The organism is Prochlorococcus sp. RS04 (assembly GCF_001989455.1).
GTDB lineage: Bacteria > Cyanobacteriota > Cyanobacteriia > PCC-6307 > Cyanobiaceae > Prochlorococcus_A.
In genome coordinates, this window is sequence record NZ_CP018346.1 from 762,599 (window position 1) to 785,575 (window position 22,977).

The window sequence follows — 22,977 nt, forward strand, 5'->3', positions numbered from 1 at the left end:
ACTTAATTATTTCTCAGTAATTTGGCAATAATTCTTCCTCTACATATTTAGTATGTATCTTACCCTGCTTAAATTTAGATTTATTCAGTAAAGTTAGATGAAAGTTGATTGTTGTAGGGATACCTGTTACTGCACATTCATTTAAAGCCCTATTCATACGTTTAATTGCAGTATTACGATCTTTTCCCCAGACTATCAGTTTACCAATTAATGAGTCATAGAAAGGAGGTATTTCATAGCCTGTATAAACATGACTATCTACCCTTACACCGGGGCCACCAGGAGGAAGCCATCCAGTTATTTTTCCCGGTGATGGTCGGAAATTGTGAGAAGGATCTTCAGCATTGATTCTACATTCAATAGCGTGACCGTTTAAATGGATGTCGTCCTGATTAAATTCCAATTTTGCTCCGCTTGCGATTTTAATTTGCTCAGCTATTAAATCAACTCCTGTAACCATTTCAGTTACAGGATGTTCAACTTGAATCCTAGTATTCATTTCCATAAAATAAAAATTATTATCATCATCAACTAAAAATTCAACTGTCCCCGCTCCTTCGTAGCCGATACTTTTTGCAGCTGCAATAGCTGCGTTCCCCATTTTTTTTCTAAGCTCAGTGTTAATTGCAGGACTAGGAGATTCTTCTAGTAACTTCTGATGCCTTCTTTGAACAGAACAATCTCGCTCTCCTAAATGAACAACATTACCCGACCTGTCGGCCAAAATTTGAATTTCTACATGTCTAGGCTTCTTTATAAATTTCTCCATATATAACCCATCATTACCAAAAGCTGCTTCTGCTTCTCCTTGAGCTGCTTTAAACATTTTTTCGAGATTATCTGAGTTTTCAACCAACCTCATGCCTCTTCCACCTCCTCCAGCAGTCGCTTTAATAATTACCGGATAGCCTATTTCATCTGCCAATTTATAAGCCTCATCAACGTTTGATAACAAGCCTTGACTACCAGGTACAGTTGGAACTCCAACTGCTTCCATAGTTTCTTTAGCTGTAGATTTATCTCCCATAGATCTAATAGCTTTAGGAGATGGGCCAATAAAAACTATGCCGTGATCATTACACATCTCAGCAAATTTATCATTTTCCGCAAGAAATCCATAACCAGGATGAATAGCATCAACTCCTCTGGATGTAGCAGCAGCAAGTATATTTGGAATATTTAAGTAACTCTTATTACTTAATGAATCTCCGACACAAACCGCCTCATCGGCAAGCTGAACATGCAATGCTTTTTTATCTACAGTGCTAAAAACTGCAACAGTTGCAATACCCAGTTCTCTACAACTTCTGACAATTCGTAAAGCTATTTCTCCACGATTAGCAATTAAAACTTTTTCAACCATTATGAAAACAAAATTGAAGAAATGAAATGACTTAAAATAAAAAAATTATTTGCCAAAGTATTCAACAAAATTTTTTAGTGATCAGAGGACATTTTTTACAATACAACCTAAAACGTTATATATGTATAAAAATTTGTTTTATGCAATAGAAAAAGTATTCATCATTTTCAAAAAAATTCTTGTCGAACTAAATACTAATTTCAGCCAATAATGTATTATATCTTTAAGGTTTAGGTATCATCCGATTGCTGAAAACCCTTTGCGGACGTGGCGGAATTGGTAGACGCGCACGTCTAAGGAGCGTGTGGCTTCGGCCTTGCGAGTTCAAGTCTCGCCGTCCGCATTTAATGTATTCTGCTTTAACTGCAATGAAAAAAAAATCAGTTGCAGTAGTTATAATTTCCAATGGTCCTGGTGAATTAACTACATGGGTAAATCCTGTAGTGGAAGAGCTTAACAAAATAAAAAAAACAGTATGTGATGACGATAAACACGATTTCACTCTTAGGTTAGTCCTTGTTCCTTGCCCAAATGCCACTGGCAAAGAATTTTTAGTTGCAAATTCATGGAATAAATTCGAATTAATTACAAAATCCAAAAGTTTTTGGAAATTATTAATAAATCCACATTCTTTTGCAAATTGGCCAAAAAAAGGGTTAGTTATTTTCCTTGGTGGGGATCAATTTTGGGGTATTTTATTAGCGAAAAGATTAGGTTATCTAAATATCACATATGCTGAATGGGTTTCGCGATGGCCTAAATGGAGCAACGAAATTGCTGCCATGAATATAAAAGTAAAAGAGTTAATACCTAAAAGATACAAATATAAGTGTAAAGTCATTGGCGATTTGATGGCAGATATCAAACTTAATAGCGAAATATCATTAAGAAATAAAGAAAAACACTACATTGCATTGTTGCCTGGTTCTAAGAAAGCAAAGCTTTCTGTTGGAATCCCTTTCTTCCTAGAAGTTGCAGATCATATCGCAGAAGAAAATCAAGATATAAATTTTATAATTCCCATTGCACCAACTACTGATAAAAGTGAATATTTATTTTTTCAAAGCAACAAAAATCCAATTGCTAAATATTACTCATCAAAAATCAAAACAATTAAAAACTTCAAATCCTCTCGTTTTGATTATGTAATTGAAACATCAAAAAATACAAAGATTTATCTAATCAAGAAACATCCTTGTTATGAAATATTGAAAGAATGTGATCTTGCAATTACAACTGTAGGAGCAAATACAGCAGAATTAGCAGCAATTAGTCTTCCAATGTTAGTTGTTCTGCCAACTCAACATTTAAATATGATGAATGCATGGGATGGAATTTTTGGAGTAATTGGAAAAATTTCATTCATAAATAGATTCCTAACTTTTATAATCAAAAATTTTTATTTTAAAAAAAAGAAGTTTTTTGCTTGGCCAAATATTAAAGCTAAAAAAATGATTGTCCCTGAAAGGATAGGTAATATTTCGCCAATAAAAATTGCAAGAGAAGTATTATCTCTTATTCAAAATAGAGATCAATTAAAAAATATTAGGGATAATCTACACAAAGAAAGAGGCGATAAAGGTGCTTCAAAAAAACTTGCTTCTATGATTGTTAATTCAATAAAAAAACTTTAACAACTACCAAGGATCATCAATTTCAAACTTTTCTGATTTATTATTATCTTGAACTAAATTTTGTTCATCTAGTGGCTCAATATCTAAAGTTTCAGTTGCATTTTGAATTGTTCTTTTCGAAGCTAAATTAGTAGTTGATTGTTTTTTTTGCTTAAAATCAATGTTGTTTTTTTCATCTATTTGATTAAAACTCTTTTGATTCTCCATCTGATCAGAATCATCATTCTCCATGTATAGCTTTTTTCTGTTATTTATTTCCTCTGCTGAACCCTTTATTTCAACATATTCAAGTTCATCTTCATAATCATCTTCATAATCATCTTGTTCAACAACTTCTTCATATTCCTCGACCAAATTATTTTGCTGTTCCGATTCAGAACCTGAAAGTAACTGATTCTCAACAGGTACAAGATTTGCTGAGTATCCATTTACTTCCCTTTCATCCCAGGAAGAACCCCCAACTCCAAGTTTCTCAAGTAATCCACTACTAAGCTGCTTCAATTTCTCTTCCGCACCTTCATAAACAATAATCCTATCGGTACCACTACTTACAATTTCCTCAACAGGTATTTCCCAAGTACTTAAGACTCCCTCACCTAAAAGAGGAACACCAACAGCACCCATAACAAGAGATATCAAATCCCCAGTCTCAATATCAAAAGAAAAGCCCAGAACTCTTCCTAAAAGTTGTCCAGATTCTGTAATCACTTGACAATTAATTACCTTTCCATATCTTTCTGGAGAAAAATTCTCACTCAAAGAATCTAAGGAGTCAACTAATATGACATCTCCAACTTGCTTTATACTTTCTAAAGGCATCCATTTTGGCAAACCTGGTAAAAATCTTGTAAGTGGATTATCTCTTAGTCCCAAAGCAACAACCTCTCTTCTATCGATATCAACAATAACTTCGCCAACTACGCCTAGCCGCCTCCCAGTATCAGTAGTTATTACTTGTGTTCCCATTAATTCTGACCTTAACCATAAACGTTCGCTAGGAACTGAGTTAGGCAGATTCTTATTAGCAGATGTGTTAGACAAGCTCATAAATTTCTTTTTATCATTCTGACGTATAAATTTAAAAAAGTGTGTTTATGCAGCATTTGGTAACCCAAGAACTTGAGTATAAGCACCTCTTGCTTGCGCAACACCGATTGTTCGTTCAGATGCACTAATCATAGGCCTTCTATGACTTACGACTATAAATTGAGCATTTGATGACTGATTTGATATTAGTTTTGACAACCTTTCTACATTAATACCATCTAAAAAACTATCAACCTCATCTAATGCATAAAAAGGTGAAGGCTTATACTTTTGCAAAGCAAATAAAAAACTTAGAGCAGTTAACGATTTTTCACCACCTGACATAGATGCTAATCTTCTGACATTTTTTCCCTTGGGATGAGCCACTAAAGTTAATCCTCCTTCTAAAGGAGAATTAGGATTTTCAAGTTGAAGAAATCCATCTCCATCAGATAAATTTGCAAAAATTTCTCTAAAATGTTTATCAACTTCAGTAAATGCTTGCATAAAAGCTTCTTGACGCATCGTAGATACAGTTTCTATTCTCAGCAATAATTCAGATCTTTCATTAGATAGAATTTCTAATTTTTCTCGCAAACCATTTAATCTCTCAATTAATTCTTCTAGTTCATCAAGAGCTAACATATTGACAGGTTCTAAGCTTTCTAGTTTTGAATTTATAATCGAAATTTCTGATTGCAAAGATTCAAGACTCTTCCCTTCATATTCTCCGAACTCCGGGGAAGGATTAGGTAGATCTTTTTTATAATTTTCTAATTTTATTTTCTCGCTCCTCATCTCTTCTTTAAGGGAATGCATATCCCTTTCAAGATATTCAAGCTTTAACAGATAGTTATTATATTCTTGCCTTTTATTTGAAATTGAAGAGTTTAATTCATCTCTTTTCCTTCTCAATAAACCTAAATTCTTCTCTAGAGAATTTTTTTGATTATCGAGATCTGAAAGTTCTTTTTTAAATTGATCCCTTTTTTCTATCCATTCACTATGAGCAATTGCGAGTTGTTTAATAGATTCCTGCAAGTTTTTTTCTTGTAGTAAAGTAATTTTTAATGAATTATTAATTCGCTCTTTATTTAAAGCAAATTGATTCTTTTTATCTAGTAATGTATTTCTCTCTTTAATAAGTAATTCAAGTTTTTTATCAAGATTATTAAAATCGTCATTAAAAGCTATTAATGATGATTTTTGATTTTTTTCATAATTTACCTTTTGAATGGTTTGCAGTTGATCAAACTTATCGTGATAAGGCTTTAATTGATTTTTTAAATGACCTAACTCGTTAACTAATAAATTATTAGCAGTATCAAGTTTATTTAATCTCGATTTACAATCCTCAATTCTTTGCGAGACAACTTTAAGAGAATCTTGATTTACTTCAATTTCTTTATTAAATGAGGCGCAATCCTCAATTATTTGACTGCGGTTAGAATTTAATATATTAAGTCTATTATTTTTTAGTATCAAATCATTATTTGACTCTTTTAAAGCTTCTTCGATAACTAATAATCTTTCTTTAATAGGAGTGGAATCATCAATATCATTATTAATTCCAAACCTGTAAGCCAAATCTTTATTTAACTTACTGCCTCCTGTAATAGCACCACTTGCTTCTAATAATTCACCACTTAAGGTAACCAACCTATTTTTTTGTATAGATAACCTTGCTGAGGATAAGTCTGAAAAAACCAAAGTATCTCCAAAAACATATCGAAAAACATCCGAATAAACTTCATCAAAAGTAATTAGATTAATAGCTTTATCAATAAATCCATTCTCCCTGTTATTTTCAAATCTTGAAATCGCATAATTCTTTTTTTGACTTTTAATTCTATTTAAAGGCAAAAAAGTTAATCTTCCCGCTTTCTTCTTTTTAAGAATTTCAATTGCTTTTGCAGCAATATGATCATTATCAACAACAATTTGTCCTAACCTATTTCCAGCAGCAATTTCTAATGCATATCTATTTTTCTCGCTGACCTCTCCAAGTTGAGCTACATAACCATGTATACCCTCTAACCCTGCCTCTAAGAGAATTCTGAGAGCATATGAACCTCTAGATTCGTTTAAAGCTTCCTTCCTGCTTTCAAATCTAGATAAATCCTTTTCAAGCCTTAATTGCTCGTTATTTAGCCTTGATTTAGTTTTAATTAATAAATCGATTTCATTTTTTAAAGAATTAATTTCTGCGCTATTACTTGCCAAGTTTTTATTCTTTGTATCGGATGTCTCTTTTTTTCTTTGATTTCCCTGGAAAAGTTTCTGCTTTTCTAAGTCTAAGGATTCGATCTGTGACAATATCTCATCTTTTTGAATATTATTTTGAATGGTTTCTTCTTCAATTTTCCTTTTTTTTATTTCCAAAGGATTAATTTGATTTTTTATACTTTCAAGCTCAGCATTTAATTTGATACTTTGTTTTGAGAATTCTCCAGATTCTCCAGCCGCATCAGAAAGTTTTTTTCTTGATAGTTTGTGTTTTAAAGTGAGATCATCAATTTGCAAGTTCAATTGATTTAAAAAATTATCATCGAAATTTTCTTGTCTCATCTTTTCTGACTCGATATTCCTCTTAGAAATTGCAATTTCATCTCTCTGTTTTTGTAATTTAATACCTTCTTCTTTATTCAGACTTGATATCCTATCAAGTTCTCTCAAGCTAGAATTAATACTTCCAATATCAGAATTAACTTTTATCAATTTATCCTCTCCTTTCTCCTTAAGCTCATCAACAAGTATTTTCAAAGCATCTTCTAAAACTGATATTTCTTTACTAATAGATTCTTTTTCTTTATTAAACAAGATTTTATTTTTTTCAATTTCACTTTCTTTTTTTTCTATAGATTCAACATGCTTAACTTGTTTTTCAAAAATAAGAACTTTCTCTAATTCTATTATTTGTAATAGTTTTGCCTTTAACTCTTTATATCGCTTTGCTTTTTCACATTCTTTTTCAAGCTTATTTTTACTAGATTGCAATTCATTTTCTAAAATTTCACATCTTTCTTGTCTTTCAAAAACGTCATTTAATTTTGCATTAGTTTGTTCTATTCTTGTATCAAAAAGTGCGACTCCTGCTAATTCATCAATAAGATTTCTCCTCTCCTTATTATTCATTGATACTATTCTTGTTACATCACCCTGCATAACAACATTGCTGCCCTCAGGATCAACACTAATATCTCTTAATATTCTCTGTATTTGTTGCAAGGTACATTGTTTGCCATCAGAAGTATAAGTAGAAGCATAAGAGCCACCTGGCATAAGCCTTAATTTTCTAGAAACTACCCATTCTTTTTGACCTTTATTAAGGGCAATTTCTTCTTCTTCTAGTTCCAAAGGCGGAAGGTCCTCTCTAGGAGACCAATCTTGAATATTAAATTTTACTGATACAGATGTTTCTGATGACTTACCCTCTTTAACTTTGGAGTTATTTATTAGATCTGGTAATCTTTCAGCCCTCATACCTCTACTATTAGCTAGACCTAAACAGAATAAAATTCCATCTAAAATATTACTTTTCCCAGAACCGTTAGGTCCTGTAACCACTGTGAAGCCTTCTTCAAGAGGAATTTTTACATTTCCCCCAAAAGATTTAAAATTTTCAAACTCGACCTGATTGATATGTACCAATCTCAAGTCTCAATAGCTAAATAAGAATAACTAATTTGCAAAAATTCTCAATAGAAATATTACGTTTATTTATAAATGAATATTAATAATTTTTGCTCAATCTACAAGAATTAGCCGAAATTTCAAACAAACCAGAAAGAAGTTCACCATCCAAAATGAATCGATAATTTTCAGAGTCCAAGTCTATAGAAACGTTTTTAAATATTCCATGATCAATTCTTTTTACAAAACCTCTATTATCAGAAAGTTCATGTTCTATCCTGGATAGCCATATAAGTCTATGATTGGGCTGCTTAGAAATTTCTATAGAAGCTTGATTTAATAAAGGAAGTTTTAAAAATTTCCAAGTTAAACAATCTATTCCATTTTCAACAAGAAAATCATAATGAATATCTTTAGACTTACCATTATAAACTTCATGTTCCAGCAAAACCCATTTATCCATTATTTAGTTGATAAATAAATTAAATCTTTTTGCAAAACAAAGTTTAGATAAAGATATTTTTTCTTAAAAAATGGTCCCTTTTATTTAATTACCTGCATCAGGAACAAATCTTAAAGCGATGAATAGCAAACTTCCAGCCCCAGCAATAGCTGCAGCTACTAATCCAAAATCTGTAGGGATTGTGCGAGATGCAAAAATTAATGATGCAAATGTAATATCCATGATGAAATTTAAACTCATTTAATAATTCCAGTAATAGCTTAACAAAAGCTTCTTGCAGAACAGAGTAGATAAATAAAATGTAAATAAACTTTTATATGTTTTATTTTATATAAATCCCACAATTATTTAGATAAGGGTTCCAAATTAAGAAAATGGGTCTAATCTTAAAATAAATAAGTTTGAATAATGGAGACTTACCATCCTCCCAAAGAAGTAGAAGATAAAGAAGATAACTCTAATCTTCCTGAAAGAGAAGTTCTCTCGGAAAAATGGTTACTCGAAAAAATTGACAGTTTAATACCTTTAATAAAAGAAAAATGGCCAAACATTGCACAACAAACCCTTGAAGCCACAAAAGGGAGTATTGACGATTTAGTTGAAGTAATAGCAAACCATAGTGGAACCTCAGCGATTAGAATAAAAAGCCAACTATTTGAAATAATTGATTCAATAAGAGAAAACAATTGGGAAATATCAGAAAAAATTGAGCCTATAGAAAGTCAATTAGAAGAATTATTAGAAGAACTTAACGATACACTTAGACCAAAAATAGAAAGTCCTATAAGAAAAAAACCATTATTATCTATTGCTATTGCAGCTGGTATTGGTTTACTAATAGGAACGCTCCTAAACAGTGGTAGAAAATAATATGGAAAAACCAAAAAATAAAAACTTTGCAAATACCGCCTCCAGAATTTCAGCGATTGCAAGTTCAGTTATGGATTTGCATGTAAGAATAGCTCTTCAAGAAGTAGATAGAGAAAAAAGAAGATTAATTAGTGGTGGAATATTTTTGGCAATTGGCAGCACATTATTATTATTAGTACTAATTTGCATCCATATTATTTTCTACCTTTTTCTAACAAAATATAATAACTGGAATATTGAATATAATTTATTACTCATAATATTAATCGATTTATTTCTTGCAGGCTTAAGTTTAAAACTTGGAGGAAAATTAGCCAAAGGACCATATCTTCCTCAAACATTAGAGGGTTTAGGCAAGACAACAAAAGCCGTTTTAGGCAAAAAATAAATTACCTTATTAAATACTTTATCCATCTACAATCTATTCCCCCATTACTAACAGGAATTTTCAATGAAGATTTCATTTTCAAATATTTTGTTAGTTTTGGATTTCCACTTAGCAGCCAAAATTCCCAACCTGAAAAATTATTCTTTAGGAAGATTCCCATTTGTTCATATAAATAAATCAATTCATTTTCATCGCCTAATTTTTTGCCGTATGGAGGATTACATATGATTATCCCAGGTGTGCAACTTAATTGGAGTGCTAAAAAATCATTATTTATAAGCTCAATATAATTTTCTAGTCCAGCTAATGATATGTTTACATTCGCCTGCTCAAAAACCTTTTGATTAATTTCACATCCTATTATTGTTGGCAATTTTTCATAATTTATAATTTTATTTTTTGCCTTATTTTTTTCATTAAGATAAATATCTTTTCTAAAGTCCAACCAATTCTCAAAAAGATATACTTGATCAATATTTATGGGAACTCCAAGGTATTGGTTGACTGCCTCAATTAAAAAAGTTCCCGAGCCGCACATAAAATCTATTAATGGAACTTTGCCATTCCATTGAGTCATATTTATCAATCCAGAAGCTAAATTTTCTTTTAATGGAGCATTTCCAATTGCGGGTCTATAGCCTCTTTTGTGTAAGCTTTCAACGCTGCTTTGAAGACTGAGAATTGCTTTATTATTATTTAAATGCAGATGAATAATAAAATCAGGATTAGCTAGAGAAATATTTGATCTTTTATTCCAAACTGCCTTTTGCAAATCAGTTATAGAATTTTTTACTTCAAGAGCAGTGAAATGAGTATGACTTAAAGAAGATGTTCTCCCAGTCACTTGAACATTAAACGTTTTATCAAAGTGCAACCAATTTAACCAATCAAATGAATCTCTAACCCCCGCATATAAAGATTGCTTGTCATAGCAATTAAAACTTGCAATTTCTCTATAAAAACGAAAAGCTAATCTGGAATAGAAATGAACTCTATAAAAAGTTTCAAAATCACATTCAAAATTAATAAATCTTTTATAAGTATTAATATTAAAGCCGCCTAAATTTGAAATTTCTTCTGCTAAAGATTTCTCTAGTCCCTCCGGAGATGATGCCACTACATTCATATACGATAAAACTTAGTAAAAAAACTATTCAATAACCATTTTGCCTGTCAGAATATAAATGTCCAATTGGACTAGGTGATCTCAACCGATGTTTCGGACAGCGGTTCGATTCCGCTCAACTCCACTATTTGGGGTTGTAATGGTTTCGACGGGGCATAAGGAAGGTGACTGAAGCCGGCTCGGTTAGAGCAAAAACACAAATGCTAACAAAATCGTTAGTTTCTCCCGTCAAACAGCACCTGTTGCTGCTTGATCCTAAAGGAGATGGGGTTATATCAGCCTTATCAACCAAATGATACGAGGAGTCTGGAAGGACTCCACTTTTTTAAATAACTAAGAAGTTGTAGTAGATAATTTTTGAGTGTGTAATTATTGCTGCAATTACTTGTATTAAAAAGAATTTTTTTAATTTTATAAGTATAAATACTGAGAAGATAAGTTTTAAATTAATTTATCTTATTAAGAAATCCAATCTTGCAAAATGGAATCTAATAAAAAACTAAATGACTTGATAATAAATCTCAAACCAAAAGTTATTAGATTCACTGGTGAAAAATTTCCCAATGAACTATGGAATAGTGGTTGTCAAATCAAAAAAAATAAGAAAATATCTAGCTGAAAATTTAATTAATTACTCGAAAAAGGATTTTTCGGCATTTTTTTTAAACATTTTTTTGAAACTTCCTGAAGTACTTTAAATTCATTCTTTTTTAAATTCCAATTAAATACATTAGATACATCTATAACTTGAGATTTTTTTCGCATTCCAACTAGTGGAATAGTTCCTTGATAACAACACCAATTAATTGCTACTTGCGCTTGGGAAACTGATCTTTGATGCGCAATTCTTTTTAGACACTTCCGCAATTCATATGTTGGTTTTTTATAGTTTTCAAATAAGGAATTACGAATAAAACTTTTTTCTTTGTTTTCCTCTTTATCTGGATCAATACAAAGTATTCCAAAGGACAAAGGACTATAAGCAAAGAAATCAATATTATTTTCGTCGCAAATTTTTTTTACCTGATATTGTTTTCCTAAATCGGGAGCAAGCAAAGAGAACTGTATTTGAACACTCTTTAGGTGCTGATCTCTTTTTGCTAAGAAATTAATTAATTTCATCAATCTTTTAGGGCCTATATTTGATAAACCTATTTGAAAATCAAAGCCTTCATCTTTTAAATCGCAAAGATTATTCAACAGCCCTAATTCCTGCCAAGGATTGTATTTTGCAGTTGACCAATGTAATTGCACTATATCTAATTTGTTATTAAGTCTCTCTAAACTTTTCAAAAAAGGTTTATTGAAGCCTCTGTTACCTATTCTCCAGGGATAAGGTGCAAGTTTGGTTGCTACTTGAATTGTTTTTTTCTTTGCTGAAGGAGTATTTAGTAAAAATTTTCCTATCAACAATTCACTTCTGCCCTGAAGATTCCCTGTACCGTAAGAATCTGCAGTATCAATTAGATCGAAACCTCTTCGTAACGCTTCATTATATGTCTCACGTAAATCATCGTCATTTGTAGATTGGTAATTCCAGAAAAGCTTATTTCCCCAAGACCACGTACCTAATCCAATTCTTTTCTTCACTAGCCAATTTAAATAAGGAACTTTATAAGGTTATCTAAAAATATTAACTTCTTTAAAATATTTCAAAAAATAAGTTTTAAAGCATTAAAAATCAATTTCTCTTGACATTAAGAAATTATTCTCCAAAGTAAGAGAAATAAAAATAAAAAATTGTTCATTACCGTTTGCGGACAAAAAGGGGGGGTGGCCAAAACCTGCACAAGTATTCACCTTGCAAGCGTTTGGCATTCTGAAGGTAAAAAAGTTTGCATAGTCGATGCCGACAAGAATAGATCTGCTTTAGCATACGCATCAAGAGGCAATCTTCCATTTCCAGTTTTCCCCGTCAATTCAGCTGCTAAAGCATCAAGATCATCAGAAATTGTAATAACTGATGGCCAAGCTAGCAGTGATCAAGAAGAACTTAAACACTTAGCATATGGTTCAGATTTAGTTATCTTACCTACAACTGCAAAAGCAAGATCAGTAGAATTAACTGTTGAACTAGCTAATTTATTAAGCAACTTAAAAGTTAACCATGCTGTAGTAATAGTAAAAGTTGATTTTAGACAACAAAAAGCAGCGCAACAAGCCAAAGCAGCTCTAGAAAATTTTGGTTTATATGTTTTTGACACTTTTATACCCTTACTCTCAGCATTTGATAAAGCAGAAGCCTCTGGCAATGCTGTATTTGAAGCTGTAGACGATTTAGGCAGATCAGATCCTCGTCGAATGACGGGCTGGTCTGCTTATTGTTCAATTGCCTCACAAATTCCATGCCTGATTTCGAAGCCCTCATCCGACACCAACAACTTAAACAACCAACAACCAATAAGCGCTTAAAAGTAGTTGATTCTCCTAAATTTGAAGAGAAAAAAGAAGAAGAAGCAATAATTAGACAATCTGGATTATTAGTTAATTTTTTTGGAGGTTTTATAGGCTCTGTAATTGGAACTTTAACAATACTGTTTCTCTGTATTAATGAATATCTACCATTAGATTTACTAAAACTTAAGTAGTATATTCGCTGTTTATTTCAACATATTTTTTAGAAAGATCGCACCCCCAAGCTTTGCCTTTCGATTCGCCAGAATTTAGATTAATCATAATTTTTACAATATCATCTACCAAATATCTACCTTTCATTCTGGACTTAATATAGTCTGTGACTTTTTGTGGATCATATTTATTTAACTGGCCTTTTTCCAAAATTTGGGCGTTTCCTATATACAAGTCAACGTCATTTAAATTAAATTTAACTCCAGAATTACCTGCAGCAGAAATGATTCGTCCCCAATTTGGATCACAACCATGTATTGCAGTTTTTACCAAGGCAGAATTACAAATAGATTTCGCGAGCATAATTGCATCATCTGTATTTTTTGCTCCCTGTACCAAAACTTCTAATAAACAATTTGCTCCCTCTCCATCCCTTGCAATATTTTTTGCCAAGTTCTGACATACAATATCAATCCCTTGTTGGATAATTGGAAAAAACCTTTTTTCAATTTTCTCTCCTGCATTTATTCCAACAAAAGAATCATTTGTACTTGTCTCTCCATCAACTGATATTGCATTAAATGATTTTTGAACCGCAATAGCAATCATTTTGTCCCATTCTTCTTTTTGAATACCCGCATCACAGGTTAGAAAAGCAAGCATTGTAGCCATGTTGGGGTAAATCATTCCTGAACCTTTTGCAAATCCTGCTATTTTTATTTTTCTACCTTGAATAATCGACTCTATTGACACTTTTTTCAAAGTCAAATCAGTAGTTAAAATTGCTTCTGCTGCATTTTCAAAATTATTACCCTTTAAATCACTTACTAAATTCGGTAAATTTTTTACTAAATCATTTATTTTTATTGGAACACCAATTACACCAGTTGAGCACATTAAAACTTCTTCTTCTTTAATTCCTAAAAGTTCCGCAATCTTTCCTGTAGCAATTTGAAAATGTTGAATGCCAAGATTTCCTGTACATGCATTTGCTTGACCAGAATTAATTAGTATTGCTCTTACAAAGCCTGAAGTTGTTTTAATCCTTTCCTCACAAATATCCACACAAGAAGCTCGAACTATTGATTGGGTAAACATCCCACTAAAAATACTTCCTTCTGGAGCGAGTATTAGTGCTAAATCTTTTTTATTAGAAGCTTTTAAACCAGCAGATATCCCAGCAAAAAGAAACCCCTTGGGTGTTACCTTACTGTCATCAACAAACGACCAATTGGAATCTAACTGGCTCAAACTTTTTGGTATTTTTAATTCATACTAACTACTCTTTAATACTAAAGAAACTAAGTAATTAGATTATTATTAATTATATGGATATTCTTCAAAAATTAAAAAACAACCAAAGAAGGATTGGTTTAACAGGAGGTATTGCAAGTGGGAAGACAACCATAACTAATTACATAAGAAAACATAAAAACATACCAATATTAGATGCAGATCATTTTTCAAGAGAATTAATCAAACCAAACACATATGGATATAAGAAAATTTTAGATTATTTTGGAAGTAAAATTATTGATAATAAAAGTAATTCAGAAAAGGAAATAAACAGAAAACTTTTAAGGAACATTATTTTTAAACATTCAGCAAGCAAGGAATGGATTGAAAAACTACTTCACCCCTTAATTAAAGAAAGAATGATAGAAGAATGCAGTCAATACAAAAATAATCAAACTATAGTATTGGTTATTCCATTATTGTTTGAAGCAAAATTTGAAGATATTTGCACTGAAATATGGTTAGTTAAATGTCCTAAAGAAATACAAAAAAACAGACTTATCAAAAGAGATCAAATTAGCGACAAAGAAGCCTATGAATTGATAAATTTTCAATTAAGTTTTGAAGAAAAAAGAAAATTCTCAGATATTATTTTAGACAATTCGGATGATCAAAATAAATGGATCAATACGATAAAAGAGCTTCTTTAAGCTTTAACTATTCAATTTTTCCATAAGAAGTTTATTTGCAAGTTTCGGGTCAGCTTTACCTTTGGTTCTTTTCATAAGTTGACCAACAAAAAAACCAAGTAACTTAGTTTTGCCATTTTTAAATGCTTGAACTTCATTTGGATATTCATTTATAAGTTCATCAATTATTGGTGTAATACTTGAAGAATCAGATATCATAGCCAACCCTTTTTCTTCAACTAATTTTTTCGGAGAAATATTTGTTTGAATAAGTTCAGGTAGAATTTCTTTTGCAATTTTTCCACTAATTATATTTTTTGAAATCATACTAATCATTTCAGCAAGATTTTCAGGACTAAGCTTTAGGTCACTAAAACTTAGTTTGTTTGATTTTAAATAGCCCACAATATCACTTGTTACCCAATTTGAAGCTAGTTTGGCCTCGGCACCATTTGCCACTGTTTCTTCAAAAAAGTTTGCCATGCTTATTTCATCAGAAATTACCCTTGCATCATATGCAGACAACCCAAATTGACTTACGTATTTACTTCTTTTCTTTGAAGGTAATTCTGGTAGTTCTTTAAACCATATTTCTTGTTGGGCTTTTGTTATTTCAATTGGACCTAAGTCAGGATCAGGAAAATATCTATAGTCACTGCTACCTTCTTTTAATCTCATACTTTTCGTTAATTGCTTAGCTTCATCCCATAACCTTGTTTCTTGGAAAATTTTTCCTCCATTTTCATAAACTTCTATTTGTCTGGCTATTTCATAATCACAAGCCTTTTGAATTGCAGAAAATGAATTCATATTTTTTATTTCCACTTTGGTACCAAAAGGAGCATTAGGTCCTTTTCTAACTGAAATATTGACATCACAGCGTAATGAACCCTCTTGCATATTTCCATCTGATACCCCTAGATATCTAACTGTTCTTCTAATCTCTGAAGCATATTCAGATGCCTCTTTACCTGATCTAATATCTGGTTTACTTACAATCTCACAAAGTGCTATTCCGGCACGATTGTAATCAACTAAAGAATACTTAGAGCCAGCTAATCTATCACTTCCTGAATGGACTAGTTTTCCGGCGTCTTCTTCCATATGAAGCCTTTCTATACCAATTTTTTTGATATAAGGTTCTTTGTCCTTTTCAATTATTTCAACCTCTAACCAACCATTTTCAGCTAGTGGCTCATCAAATTGTGAAATTTGATAATTTTTAGGCAGATCAGGATAAAAATATTGTTTTCTATCAAATTTACAATGTTCTGCAACGTTTAAATTTAATGCCAACGAAGTTTTTACAGCATACTTAAGAACAGTCTCATTCAGAACTGGAAGAGTTCCTGGTAACCCACAAACTACAGGATCTATATGAGTATTAGGTAAATCACCAAAAGCTGTTGACGCAGATGTGAATATTTTACTTTTCGTATTAAGCTGTACATGAGTTTCCAAACCAATCACAGCTTCCCAAGATTCCAAATTGTTCATTATTAAAAGTCTCTTTATTAATATTATTGGATATAAAGGAAAAGAGGACCAAAACACAAATAAAAATATTAATTTTTAAATGGCACAAGATACCAAAAATTCAATATTAATCATTGGCGGTGGACTTTTAGGTTTATCTATTGCTTATGAATTTTCTAGAAATAACTTCAAAGTTTTAGTTTTAAGCAAAAACAGAAATGAATCAGCTGGATTTGTTGCTGCAGGAATGTTAGCTACTCATGCCGAAGGACTTGAGGATGAATTACTAAAATTTGGCCAAGAAAGTCAAAATCTAATTCCAAAGTGGATAAAAAGTATTGAACAAGATAGTAATATTAGATGCGGTTTAAAACAATGTGGCATAGTAGTTCCTTTTAAAAACAAAGAAGATCTTGAAGAGTTTCCCACTTATGAATATGGAAAATATTTAAATCACAAAGATCTTCAAACAGAAATTAATGGAATGAATTCAATTTGGAAACATGGTTTACTTTTTGAACAAGATGGGCAAATAGATAACCGAAGAAGACTAATGCGTGCTCTTGAGAGAGCATGCTCCTTGCATGGAGTCGAATTTCAAGAGGGATCAGAAGTAGAGGATTTAACATTCGAAAAAAACAAAATTACAGGTGCAAAAGTTTTATGTGCCACTGGGGAAATAAAAAAAATTAACTGCGAAAAAGCAATTATATGCAGCGGTGCTTGGAGTAAAAAAATTTTTAATAAGATTCCAGTCTTTCCTGTAAAGGGACAAATGCTATCAATACAAGGTCCAACAAATTTTTTGAAAAGGGTTATTTTTGGTCCAAAAACTTATCTAGTTCCCCGTGATGATGGACTCATTATAGTTGGAGCAACAGTTGAAAAAGATTCAAAATTTAATCAAGGTAATACTCCTAATGGAATAAAACAACTGCAAGAAGGCATTCTCTCCTTATTGCCAGAAGCTATTAATTGGCCACAAATGGAACATTGGTGGGGATTTAGACCTTGCACACCAGATCTAAAACCAATAATTGGAAAATCAAAAATTGAAAATCTTTTTATAGCTACAGGGCATTACAGAAATGGAGTTTTATTTTCTGCAATAACAAGTGATCTTCTTTTGAAAATAGTTCAAAATAAAAATCTCAAAAAAATAGAAAAAAGCTTTCTAGAAAAATTTAGTTTAGATAGATTTGCGATTTAAACTTTAATTTTCAGATCGCCATTTAGAATCAGAAGTTTCCCACTCACATAATTCCTCTTCGTTAAACCACAGATCAATTTCAAATTTTGCTGTATCTTCTCCGTCAGAACCATGAATAATATTCCTCCCAATATCAATAGCTAAATCACCTCTAATTGTTCCAGGCTCTGCTTCCAGAGGTTTTGTTGCACCTATTAATTTTCTGGCACTCAAAATAACTCCTTCGCCTTCCCACACCATTGCTACAACAGGTCCACTTGAAATAAAGTCTACTAAATCACCAAAAAAGGGTCTTTCTCTATGTACTCCATAATGATTTTGAGCAAGTTCTTTTGAAGGAATTAATTGCTTTAAACCAACCAATTTAAATCCTTTTTTTTCAAATCTGCCAATAATCTCAGAAACATATCCTCTTTGAACTCCATCTGGTTTAATTGCAATAAAGGTTCTCTCTTTGGTCATTTAGTTAATAATCACTCTATGTATATTCAACTTTTGGGTGGTAACTTGGCAAGTAATCATTAAAATAAAAGATATTGTTTTGAGTTATTTTCAAAAACATTTATTAATCACTAAGACATAAATTGACCAATTTTGAGCCGAAAAAATTAAAGAATATTTGGACTATTGAAGATAGTATTTCGACTTATAACATAGATAAATGGGGAGATAAATATTTTTCTATAAATTCCAAAGGAAATATATCAGTCACTAAAGATATAAAATCTGAAAATAAGATTGATCTTTTTAAACTTGTCAAAGAACTTAAGAGTAGAGAAATAAATCCTCCATTAATCATAAGATTTAATGATATCTTGAAAGATCGCATAAATGCATTACATGACTCTTTTTTAAAAGCAATAAAAACCTATAAATATAAGAACATTTATCAAGGCGTTTTTCCTGTTAAATGTAATCAACAGAAAAATGTCCTAGAAAAGATAATAGAGTTTGGTAGCCAATGGAATTTTGGTTTAGAAGTAGGAAGTAAATCAGAACTATTAATTGGCCTTGCACTTCTTGAAAACCAAAATTCATTATTGATATGCAACGGATATAAAGATAAAAAATATATTCAGATTGCTACTTTGGCCAGAAAACTCGGCAAAAATCCAATAATAGTCATTGAACAAAGAGATGAGGTAAAAAGAATTATTCAAGCAGTTCAAGAACTTAACGCGACTCCATTAATAGGGATTAGAGCAAAGTTATCAAGTAAAAGTAGCGGTAGGTGGGGTAAATCTATTGGGGATAATTCGAAATTTGGATTATCAATTCCAGAAATTATGTTGACAATAAAAGAACTAAAAGAAGCGAATCTTATCAACGAAATGCAATTGCTCCATTTTCATATAGGCAGCCAAATAAGTGATATTGCTGTTATCAAATACGCATTACAAGAAGCGAGTCAAATATATGTTGAACTATGCAAACTAGGAGCTCCAATGCAATATATAGATGTTGGTGGAGGATTAGGGATAGATTTTGATGGAACTAAAACCTCCTCAAACACCTCTACTAATTATTCTCTACAAAATTATGCTAACGATGTAATTGCAACTATTAAGGATTCATGTGAATTAAATAATATCAAGCATCCAACCATAATCTCAGAAAGTGGAAGAGCAATAATTAGTCATTGTTCAGTTTTAATTTTTAATGTCTTAGGAACAAGCCATGTCAGTTCCGAACTACAAATTTTTGATAACAAAAATCAACAATTAATAATTGCAAATTTACTTGAAACTTTCTATGAATTAAAAAAACTTAAAAATAAAAAAATAAATTTATCTCAAATAATTGAACTATGGAATGATGCAAAAAAGTTTAAAGAAGATTGCTTAGTCGCTTTTAGATTAGGATTTTTAAGTTTAGCAGAAAGAGCTTATGCCGAAGAACTTGCTTGGGCTTGCGCAAAAGAAATTTCTAATAACCTGAATAATGATCAAATCAATCACCCTGATTTATCTGAAATTACAGAAACTCTTGCATCAACTTATTATGCAAATTTATCTATCTTTAAATCTATTCCCGATAGCTGGGCAATAAATCAGATTTTTCCAATAATGCCAATACATAGGCATTTAGAGGAACCTTTCTGCAAAGGCAATTTTGCAGATTTAACTTGTGATTCAGATGGGAAACTAAATAATTTTATTGATGATGGAAAAATTAAATCATTACTAAATTTACATAAGCCAGAGGAAGGTAAAGATTATCTAATTGGAATTTTTATGACTGGAGCCTATCAAGAAGCATTAGGAAACTTGCATAATTTATTTGGCAGTACAAACGTTGTTCATATAGACATAAATCAAGATGATTCATATAAGGTCAAAAATATAATTAAAGAGGACAGTAAATCTGAAATTTTACAATTATTAGATTACAGTTCAGCTTCTTTGGTTGAATCTATAAGAATTAATACTGAATCAGCAATTGATCAAAAAAAATTAACTATTGAAGAAGCAAGGAAATTAATGGATCAAATCGAAATTAGTCTCAGAAAAAGTAGTTATTTATCAGAATGACTATCAAATTTTTTTTTCAAGTAATTTTTAGCATAATCTAGAGCATCAGTTAACTTATCAATATCTTTAGCACCTGCCTGAGCAAAGTTAGGCTTTCCTCCTCCACCTCCCGAACAAATTTTTGCAATCTCATTAATTAATTTACCTGCATGCAATCCTATTTTTACTACGTCATCACCTAAAGAAACTACAAATAACAACTTTTTAGTTTCTGGATTTGGTATTCCCCCAAGAATCACCATTGCTTTATTTCCTAAATGCGAAGTTAAATTAAGTGCTGCAGATTGCAAAGAATTCCCATCTAAGCCATCAATCTGATTAACTAAAATTGAAAAAGAATTTACTATTTCTGCGGATGATTTTATAGAAGAGTATTTAAAATATGCAATTTCATCTTTCATTTTTTGTATCTCTTTATTCTTATTAATAAGCTCTGCTTGCAAATTATTAACCCTTTCAAAAAGTTGATTAGGATTTGCTTTCAACAAATCACTTAGTTGATTTACTAAAGCATTTCTCTCACTGAAATAGTCTAATGCTGACTGGCCTGATAATGCTTCGATTCTTCTGACTCCAGCTGAGATTCCTTCCTCACTAATTATTTTGAAAGAACCTAATTCGGATGTGGTTTTAACATGTGTGCCACCACAAAGTTCCATTGAAACTCCAGGTACATTAACAACGCGCACTTCATCATCATATTTTTCTCCAAACATGGCGACTGCACCCTTTTCAAGAGCCTCACTCTTAGACATATTTTTTATTTCTAAGGCATGATTTTCTATAATCCAAGAGTTAACTAAAGTCTCAATCTTAGAAATTTGATCTTTAGAAATAGGATTAGAGGAATTAAAGTCAAATCGTAATTTATTAAAGGCTACTAATGAACCTTTTTGCCCAACGCTTTCATTGACAACTGATTTAAGTGCAGATTGTAATAAATGAGTAGCTGTATGATTTGCAGCAGCCTTAGCTCTATTAGAGGAACTAACATTAGTCTTAACTTTTTGTCCAATATTTAATATTCCTTTTTTGATCGTTCCATAATGCAAAAAAACATTTTTCTTCCGCATAACATTATCAACCAAGACCTCTACATCTTTTGAAAATATCGTTCCAATATCACCAACTTGCCCACCAGATTCTCCATAAAAAGTTGTCTGATCAAGAACAATTAAAACTTTCTGACCTTCACTTGCTTGCTTAACTAATGTTGAATCCAGGAATATACCCTTTATTTCGGCTTCCAAAAGGAGTGAATTATAACCATTAAAAACAGTTTTTTTAAAAAGATCTATTTCTCGCTCTAATGATCCCTCTAATGTCAAATCAATATTACTTGAAGCAGCTTTAGCTCTCTCTTTTTGTGCATTCATTTCTTCTTCAAAACCCTTTACATCTACACTGATACTATTTTCTTCTGCAATTTCTACAGTAAGTTCTAGAGGAAATCCATAAGTATCATAAAGTTCAAAAGCTTTAAAACCAGAAATTAATTTCTGCCCTGAAGCAATTAACTCATCTAGCAATTTCTCTCCTCTTTCAAGAGTTTCCCTAAATCTTATTTCTTCAATTTTTATCTCATTCAAAATTAAAGCATTATTATTTTTTAAATCAGGATAATTATTTTGCATTAAATTGATCCCGACAGTAGCAACTTGGGGTAGAAATTCATTTGATATACCTAATAATCTCCCGTGTCTGACCATTCTTCTAATAAGCCTTCTTAATATATATCCCCTGCCGAGATTACTTGCTGCTACTCCATCAGAAATTAAATGAATGACAGCCCTTGTATGATCACCAATGATTTTTAAAGAAATTTTATTTTTTTCACCTGAAGAAAAATAATCAATATTTGCAATCTCACAAATTTTTTGAATAATAGGAAAAATTAAATCTGTCTCATAATTATTTTGCTTTTTTTGTAGTATTTGAGCCATCCTTTCAAGACCCATTCCTGTATCGATATTTTTAAATTTTAAATCTGTCAATTTTCCATTGGTATCACGATTATATTGCATAAAAACAAGATTATAAAATTCAATAAAACGATCTCCATCTTCTAAATCAATATTCTGCAGACCCTTTTCAGGATGAAAATCATAATAAAGTTCTGAACAAGGTCCACATGGACCTGTTTTGCCAGATGACCAAAAATTATCTTCCTCACCTAGTTTCACTATCCTATCTGGATGAATACCAATTTCATCTCTCCAAATTTTTGCAGACTCTTCGTCTTCGTGAAAAACACTCACAATTATATTTTCAACAGAAAGTTGATAAATATTAGTAACTAATTCCCAAGCCCATTGAATAGCCTCTCGTTTAAAATAATCTCCAAAAGAGAAATTACCAAGCATTTCAAAAAAAGTGTGATGTCTAGCTGTAACTCCAACGTTTTCTATATCGTTTGTTCTGATGCACTTTTGGCTAGATGTAGCCCTTTTTGATGGTCTTTCTTTTAAACCTAAAAAAACTGGTTTAAAAGGTAGCATGCCTGCAATTGTGAGCATAACCGTAGGGTCATCTGGAATTAAAGATGCACTTGGAATGATTTTATGTAATTTTTCACTATAAAATTTTAGAAAAGCATTTCTTATCTCATCTCCAGTAACTATTTTTTTAATTAATTGAGATGTCATTTATCCAGAACAAGAAGATTAAAAATTAAAGAAAAGCGTAATTTCGGTTATTTCGCAAAAATAATCACGCGGATTTATATTCTACATAACTAAAGTTATTTTATAACGAGATTTGTCCT

The 22,977-nt window shown here is 31.4% G+C and carries 18 protein-coding genes and 1 tRNA gene; 8 read left to right on the top strand and 11 right to left on the bottom strand.

All coding sequences use genetic code 11. From position 1 onward, the window contains the following. Positions 1-13 precede the first annotated feature (13 nt). Complete coding sequence (gene accC / locus BS621_RS04410) at positions 14-1,363, bottom strand: acetyl-CoA carboxylase biotin carboxylase subunit (protein ID WP_025931227.1); 1,350 nt, start codon at positions 1,361-1,363, stop codon at positions 14-16. 261 nt (positions 1,364-1,624) lie between these two features. Between accC and BS621_RS04415 the strand changes: the two genes are divergently transcribed. Both BS621_RS04415 and BS621_RS04420 read left to right on the top strand, forming a co-directional pair. Continuing rightward, positions 1,625-1,706, top strand: a tRNA-Leu gene (locus tag BS621_RS04415). A gap of 4 nt (positions 1,707-1,710) precedes the next feature. Next, positions 1,711-2,997 (top strand): glycosyl transferase, encoded by a 1,287-nt coding sequence (locus BS621_RS04420; RefSeq protein ID WP_077141956.1) that lies wholly within the window; start codon positions 1,711-1,713, stop codon positions 2,995-2,997. Positions 2,998-3,000: 3 nt separating this feature from the next. On the opposite strand, the gene BS621_RS04425 is transcribed toward BS621_RS04420, so the two are convergent. From BS621_RS04425 to BS621_RS09250, 4 genes are all read right to left on the bottom strand, one after another. Further along, positions 3,001-4,044, bottom strand: coding sequence for a PRC-barrel domain-containing protein (locus BS621_RS04425; protein ID WP_077141957.1), 1,044 nt, complete (start codon positions 4,042-4,044; stop codon positions 3,001-3,003). 45 nt (positions 4,045-4,089) lie between these two features. Further along, complete coding sequence (gene smc, locus BS621_RS04430; protein WP_077141958.1) at positions 4,090-7,680, bottom strand: chromosome segregation protein SMC; 3,591 nt, start codon at positions 7,678-7,680, stop codon at positions 4,090-4,092. A gap of 76 nt (positions 7,681-7,756) precedes the next feature. Beyond that, positions 7,757-8,119, bottom strand: coding sequence for a hypothetical protein (locus BS621_RS04435; RefSeq protein WP_077141959.1), 363 nt, complete (start codon positions 8,117-8,119; stop codon positions 7,757-7,759). Positions 8,120-8,203: 84 nt separating this feature from the next. After that, a complete protein-coding gene (locus BS621_RS09250; RefSeq protein WP_100883046.1) occupies positions 8,204-8,341 on the bottom strand; it encodes a hypothetical protein in 138 nt (45 codons plus the stop codon). Positions 8,342-8,527: 186 nt separating this feature from the next. Between BS621_RS09250 and BS621_RS04440 the strand changes: the two genes are divergently transcribed. Both BS621_RS04440 and BS621_RS04445 read left to right on the top strand, forming a co-directional pair. Next, entirely contained in the window at positions 8,528-8,989 is a 462-nt protein-coding gene (locus tag BS621_RS04440) for a DUF883 C-terminal domain-containing protein (RefSeq protein WP_077141960.1), read from the top strand. A 1-nt stretch (position 8,990) separates the two neighbouring features. Beyond that, positions 8,991-9,377, top strand: a complete 387-nt coding sequence (locus tag BS621_RS04445) for a phage holin family protein (protein WP_077142666.1) — start codon at positions 8,991-8,993, stop codon at positions 9,375-9,377. Position 9,378: 1 nt separating this feature from the next. On the opposite strand, the gene BS621_RS04450 is transcribed toward BS621_RS04445, so the two are convergent. Together BS621_RS04450 and BS621_RS04460 are read right to left on the bottom strand one after the other, a co-directional pair. After that, positions 9,379-10,503 carry a THUMP domain-containing class I SAM-dependent RNA methyltransferase gene (locus BS621_RS04450; RefSeq protein ID WP_077141961.1) on the bottom strand — a complete coding sequence of 375 codons (1,125 nt, stop codon included), beginning with the start codon at positions 10,501-10,503 and terminating at the stop codon, positions 9,379-9,381. Positions 10,504-11,130: 627 nt separating this feature from the next. Further along, on the bottom strand, positions 11,131-12,093 hold the full coding sequence (locus BS621_RS04460; RefSeq protein ID WP_077141962.1) for an aldo/keto reductase: 963 nt from the start codon (positions 12,091-12,093) through the stop codon (positions 11,131-11,133). 150 nt (positions 12,094-12,243) lie between these two features. On the opposite strand from BS621_RS04460, the gene BS621_RS04465 reads away from it, so the two are divergent. Next, on the top strand, positions 12,244-12,915 hold the full coding sequence (locus BS621_RS04465; RefSeq protein WP_025880073.1) for a nucleotide-binding protein: 672 nt from the start codon (positions 12,244-12,246) through the stop codon (positions 12,913-12,915). Between the two features lie 168 nt (positions 12,916-13,083). Here the strand turns inward: BS621_RS04465 and argJ are convergent, their stop codons facing one another. Further along, positions 13,084-14,322, bottom strand: a complete 1,239-nt coding sequence (gene argJ / locus BS621_RS04470; protein WP_077141963.1) for a bifunctional glutamate N-acetyltransferase/amino-acid acetyltransferase ArgJ — start codon at positions 14,320-14,322, stop codon at positions 13,084-13,086. Positions 14,323-14,399: 77 nt separating this feature from the next. Between argJ and coaE the strand changes: the two genes are divergently transcribed. Continuing rightward, complete coding sequence (coaE, locus tag BS621_RS04475; RefSeq protein WP_077141964.1) at positions 14,400-15,017, top strand: dephospho-CoA kinase; 618 nt, start codon at positions 14,400-14,402, stop codon at positions 15,015-15,017. A 3-nt stretch (positions 15,018-15,020) separates the two neighbouring features. Here coaE and gatB read toward each other — a convergent pair whose 3' ends face one another. Further along, complete coding sequence (gatB, locus tag BS621_RS04480) at positions 15,021-16,493, bottom strand: Asp-tRNA(Asn)/Glu-tRNA(Gln) amidotransferase subunit GatB (RefSeq protein WP_077142667.1); 1,473 nt, start codon at positions 16,491-16,493, stop codon at positions 15,021-15,023. A gap of 79 nt (positions 16,494-16,572) precedes the next feature. On the opposite strand from gatB, the gene thiO reads away from it, so the two are divergent. After that, positions 16,573-17,682 (top strand): glycine oxidase ThiO, encoded by a 1,110-nt coding sequence (gene thiO, locus BS621_RS04485; RefSeq protein ID WP_077141965.1) that lies wholly within the window; start codon positions 16,573-16,575, stop codon positions 17,680-17,682. Between the two features lie 3 nt (positions 17,683-17,685). Here the strand turns inward: thiO and ndk are convergent, their stop codons facing one another. Further along, positions 17,686-18,144, bottom strand: a complete 459-nt coding sequence (gene ndk / locus BS621_RS04490) for a nucleoside-diphosphate kinase (RefSeq protein ID WP_025932884.1) — start codon at positions 18,142-18,144, stop codon at positions 17,686-17,688. 122 nt (positions 18,145-18,266) lie between these two features. On the opposite strand from ndk, the gene speA reads away from it, so the two are divergent. Then, positions 18,267-20,213 carry a biosynthetic arginine decarboxylase gene (gene speA, locus BS621_RS04495; RefSeq protein ID WP_077141966.1) on the top strand — a complete coding sequence of 649 codons (1,947 nt, stop codon included), beginning with the start codon at positions 18,267-18,269 and terminating at the stop codon, positions 20,211-20,213. Here the strand turns inward: speA and alaS are convergent. Continuing rightward, entirely contained in the window at positions 20,198-22,858 is a 2,661-nt protein-coding gene (gene alaS, locus BS621_RS04500; protein ID WP_077141967.1) for an alanine--tRNA ligase, read from the bottom strand. The two genes, speA and alaS, sit on opposite strands and share 16 nt — an antisense overlap. Positions 22,859-22,977 lie beyond the last annotated feature (119 nt).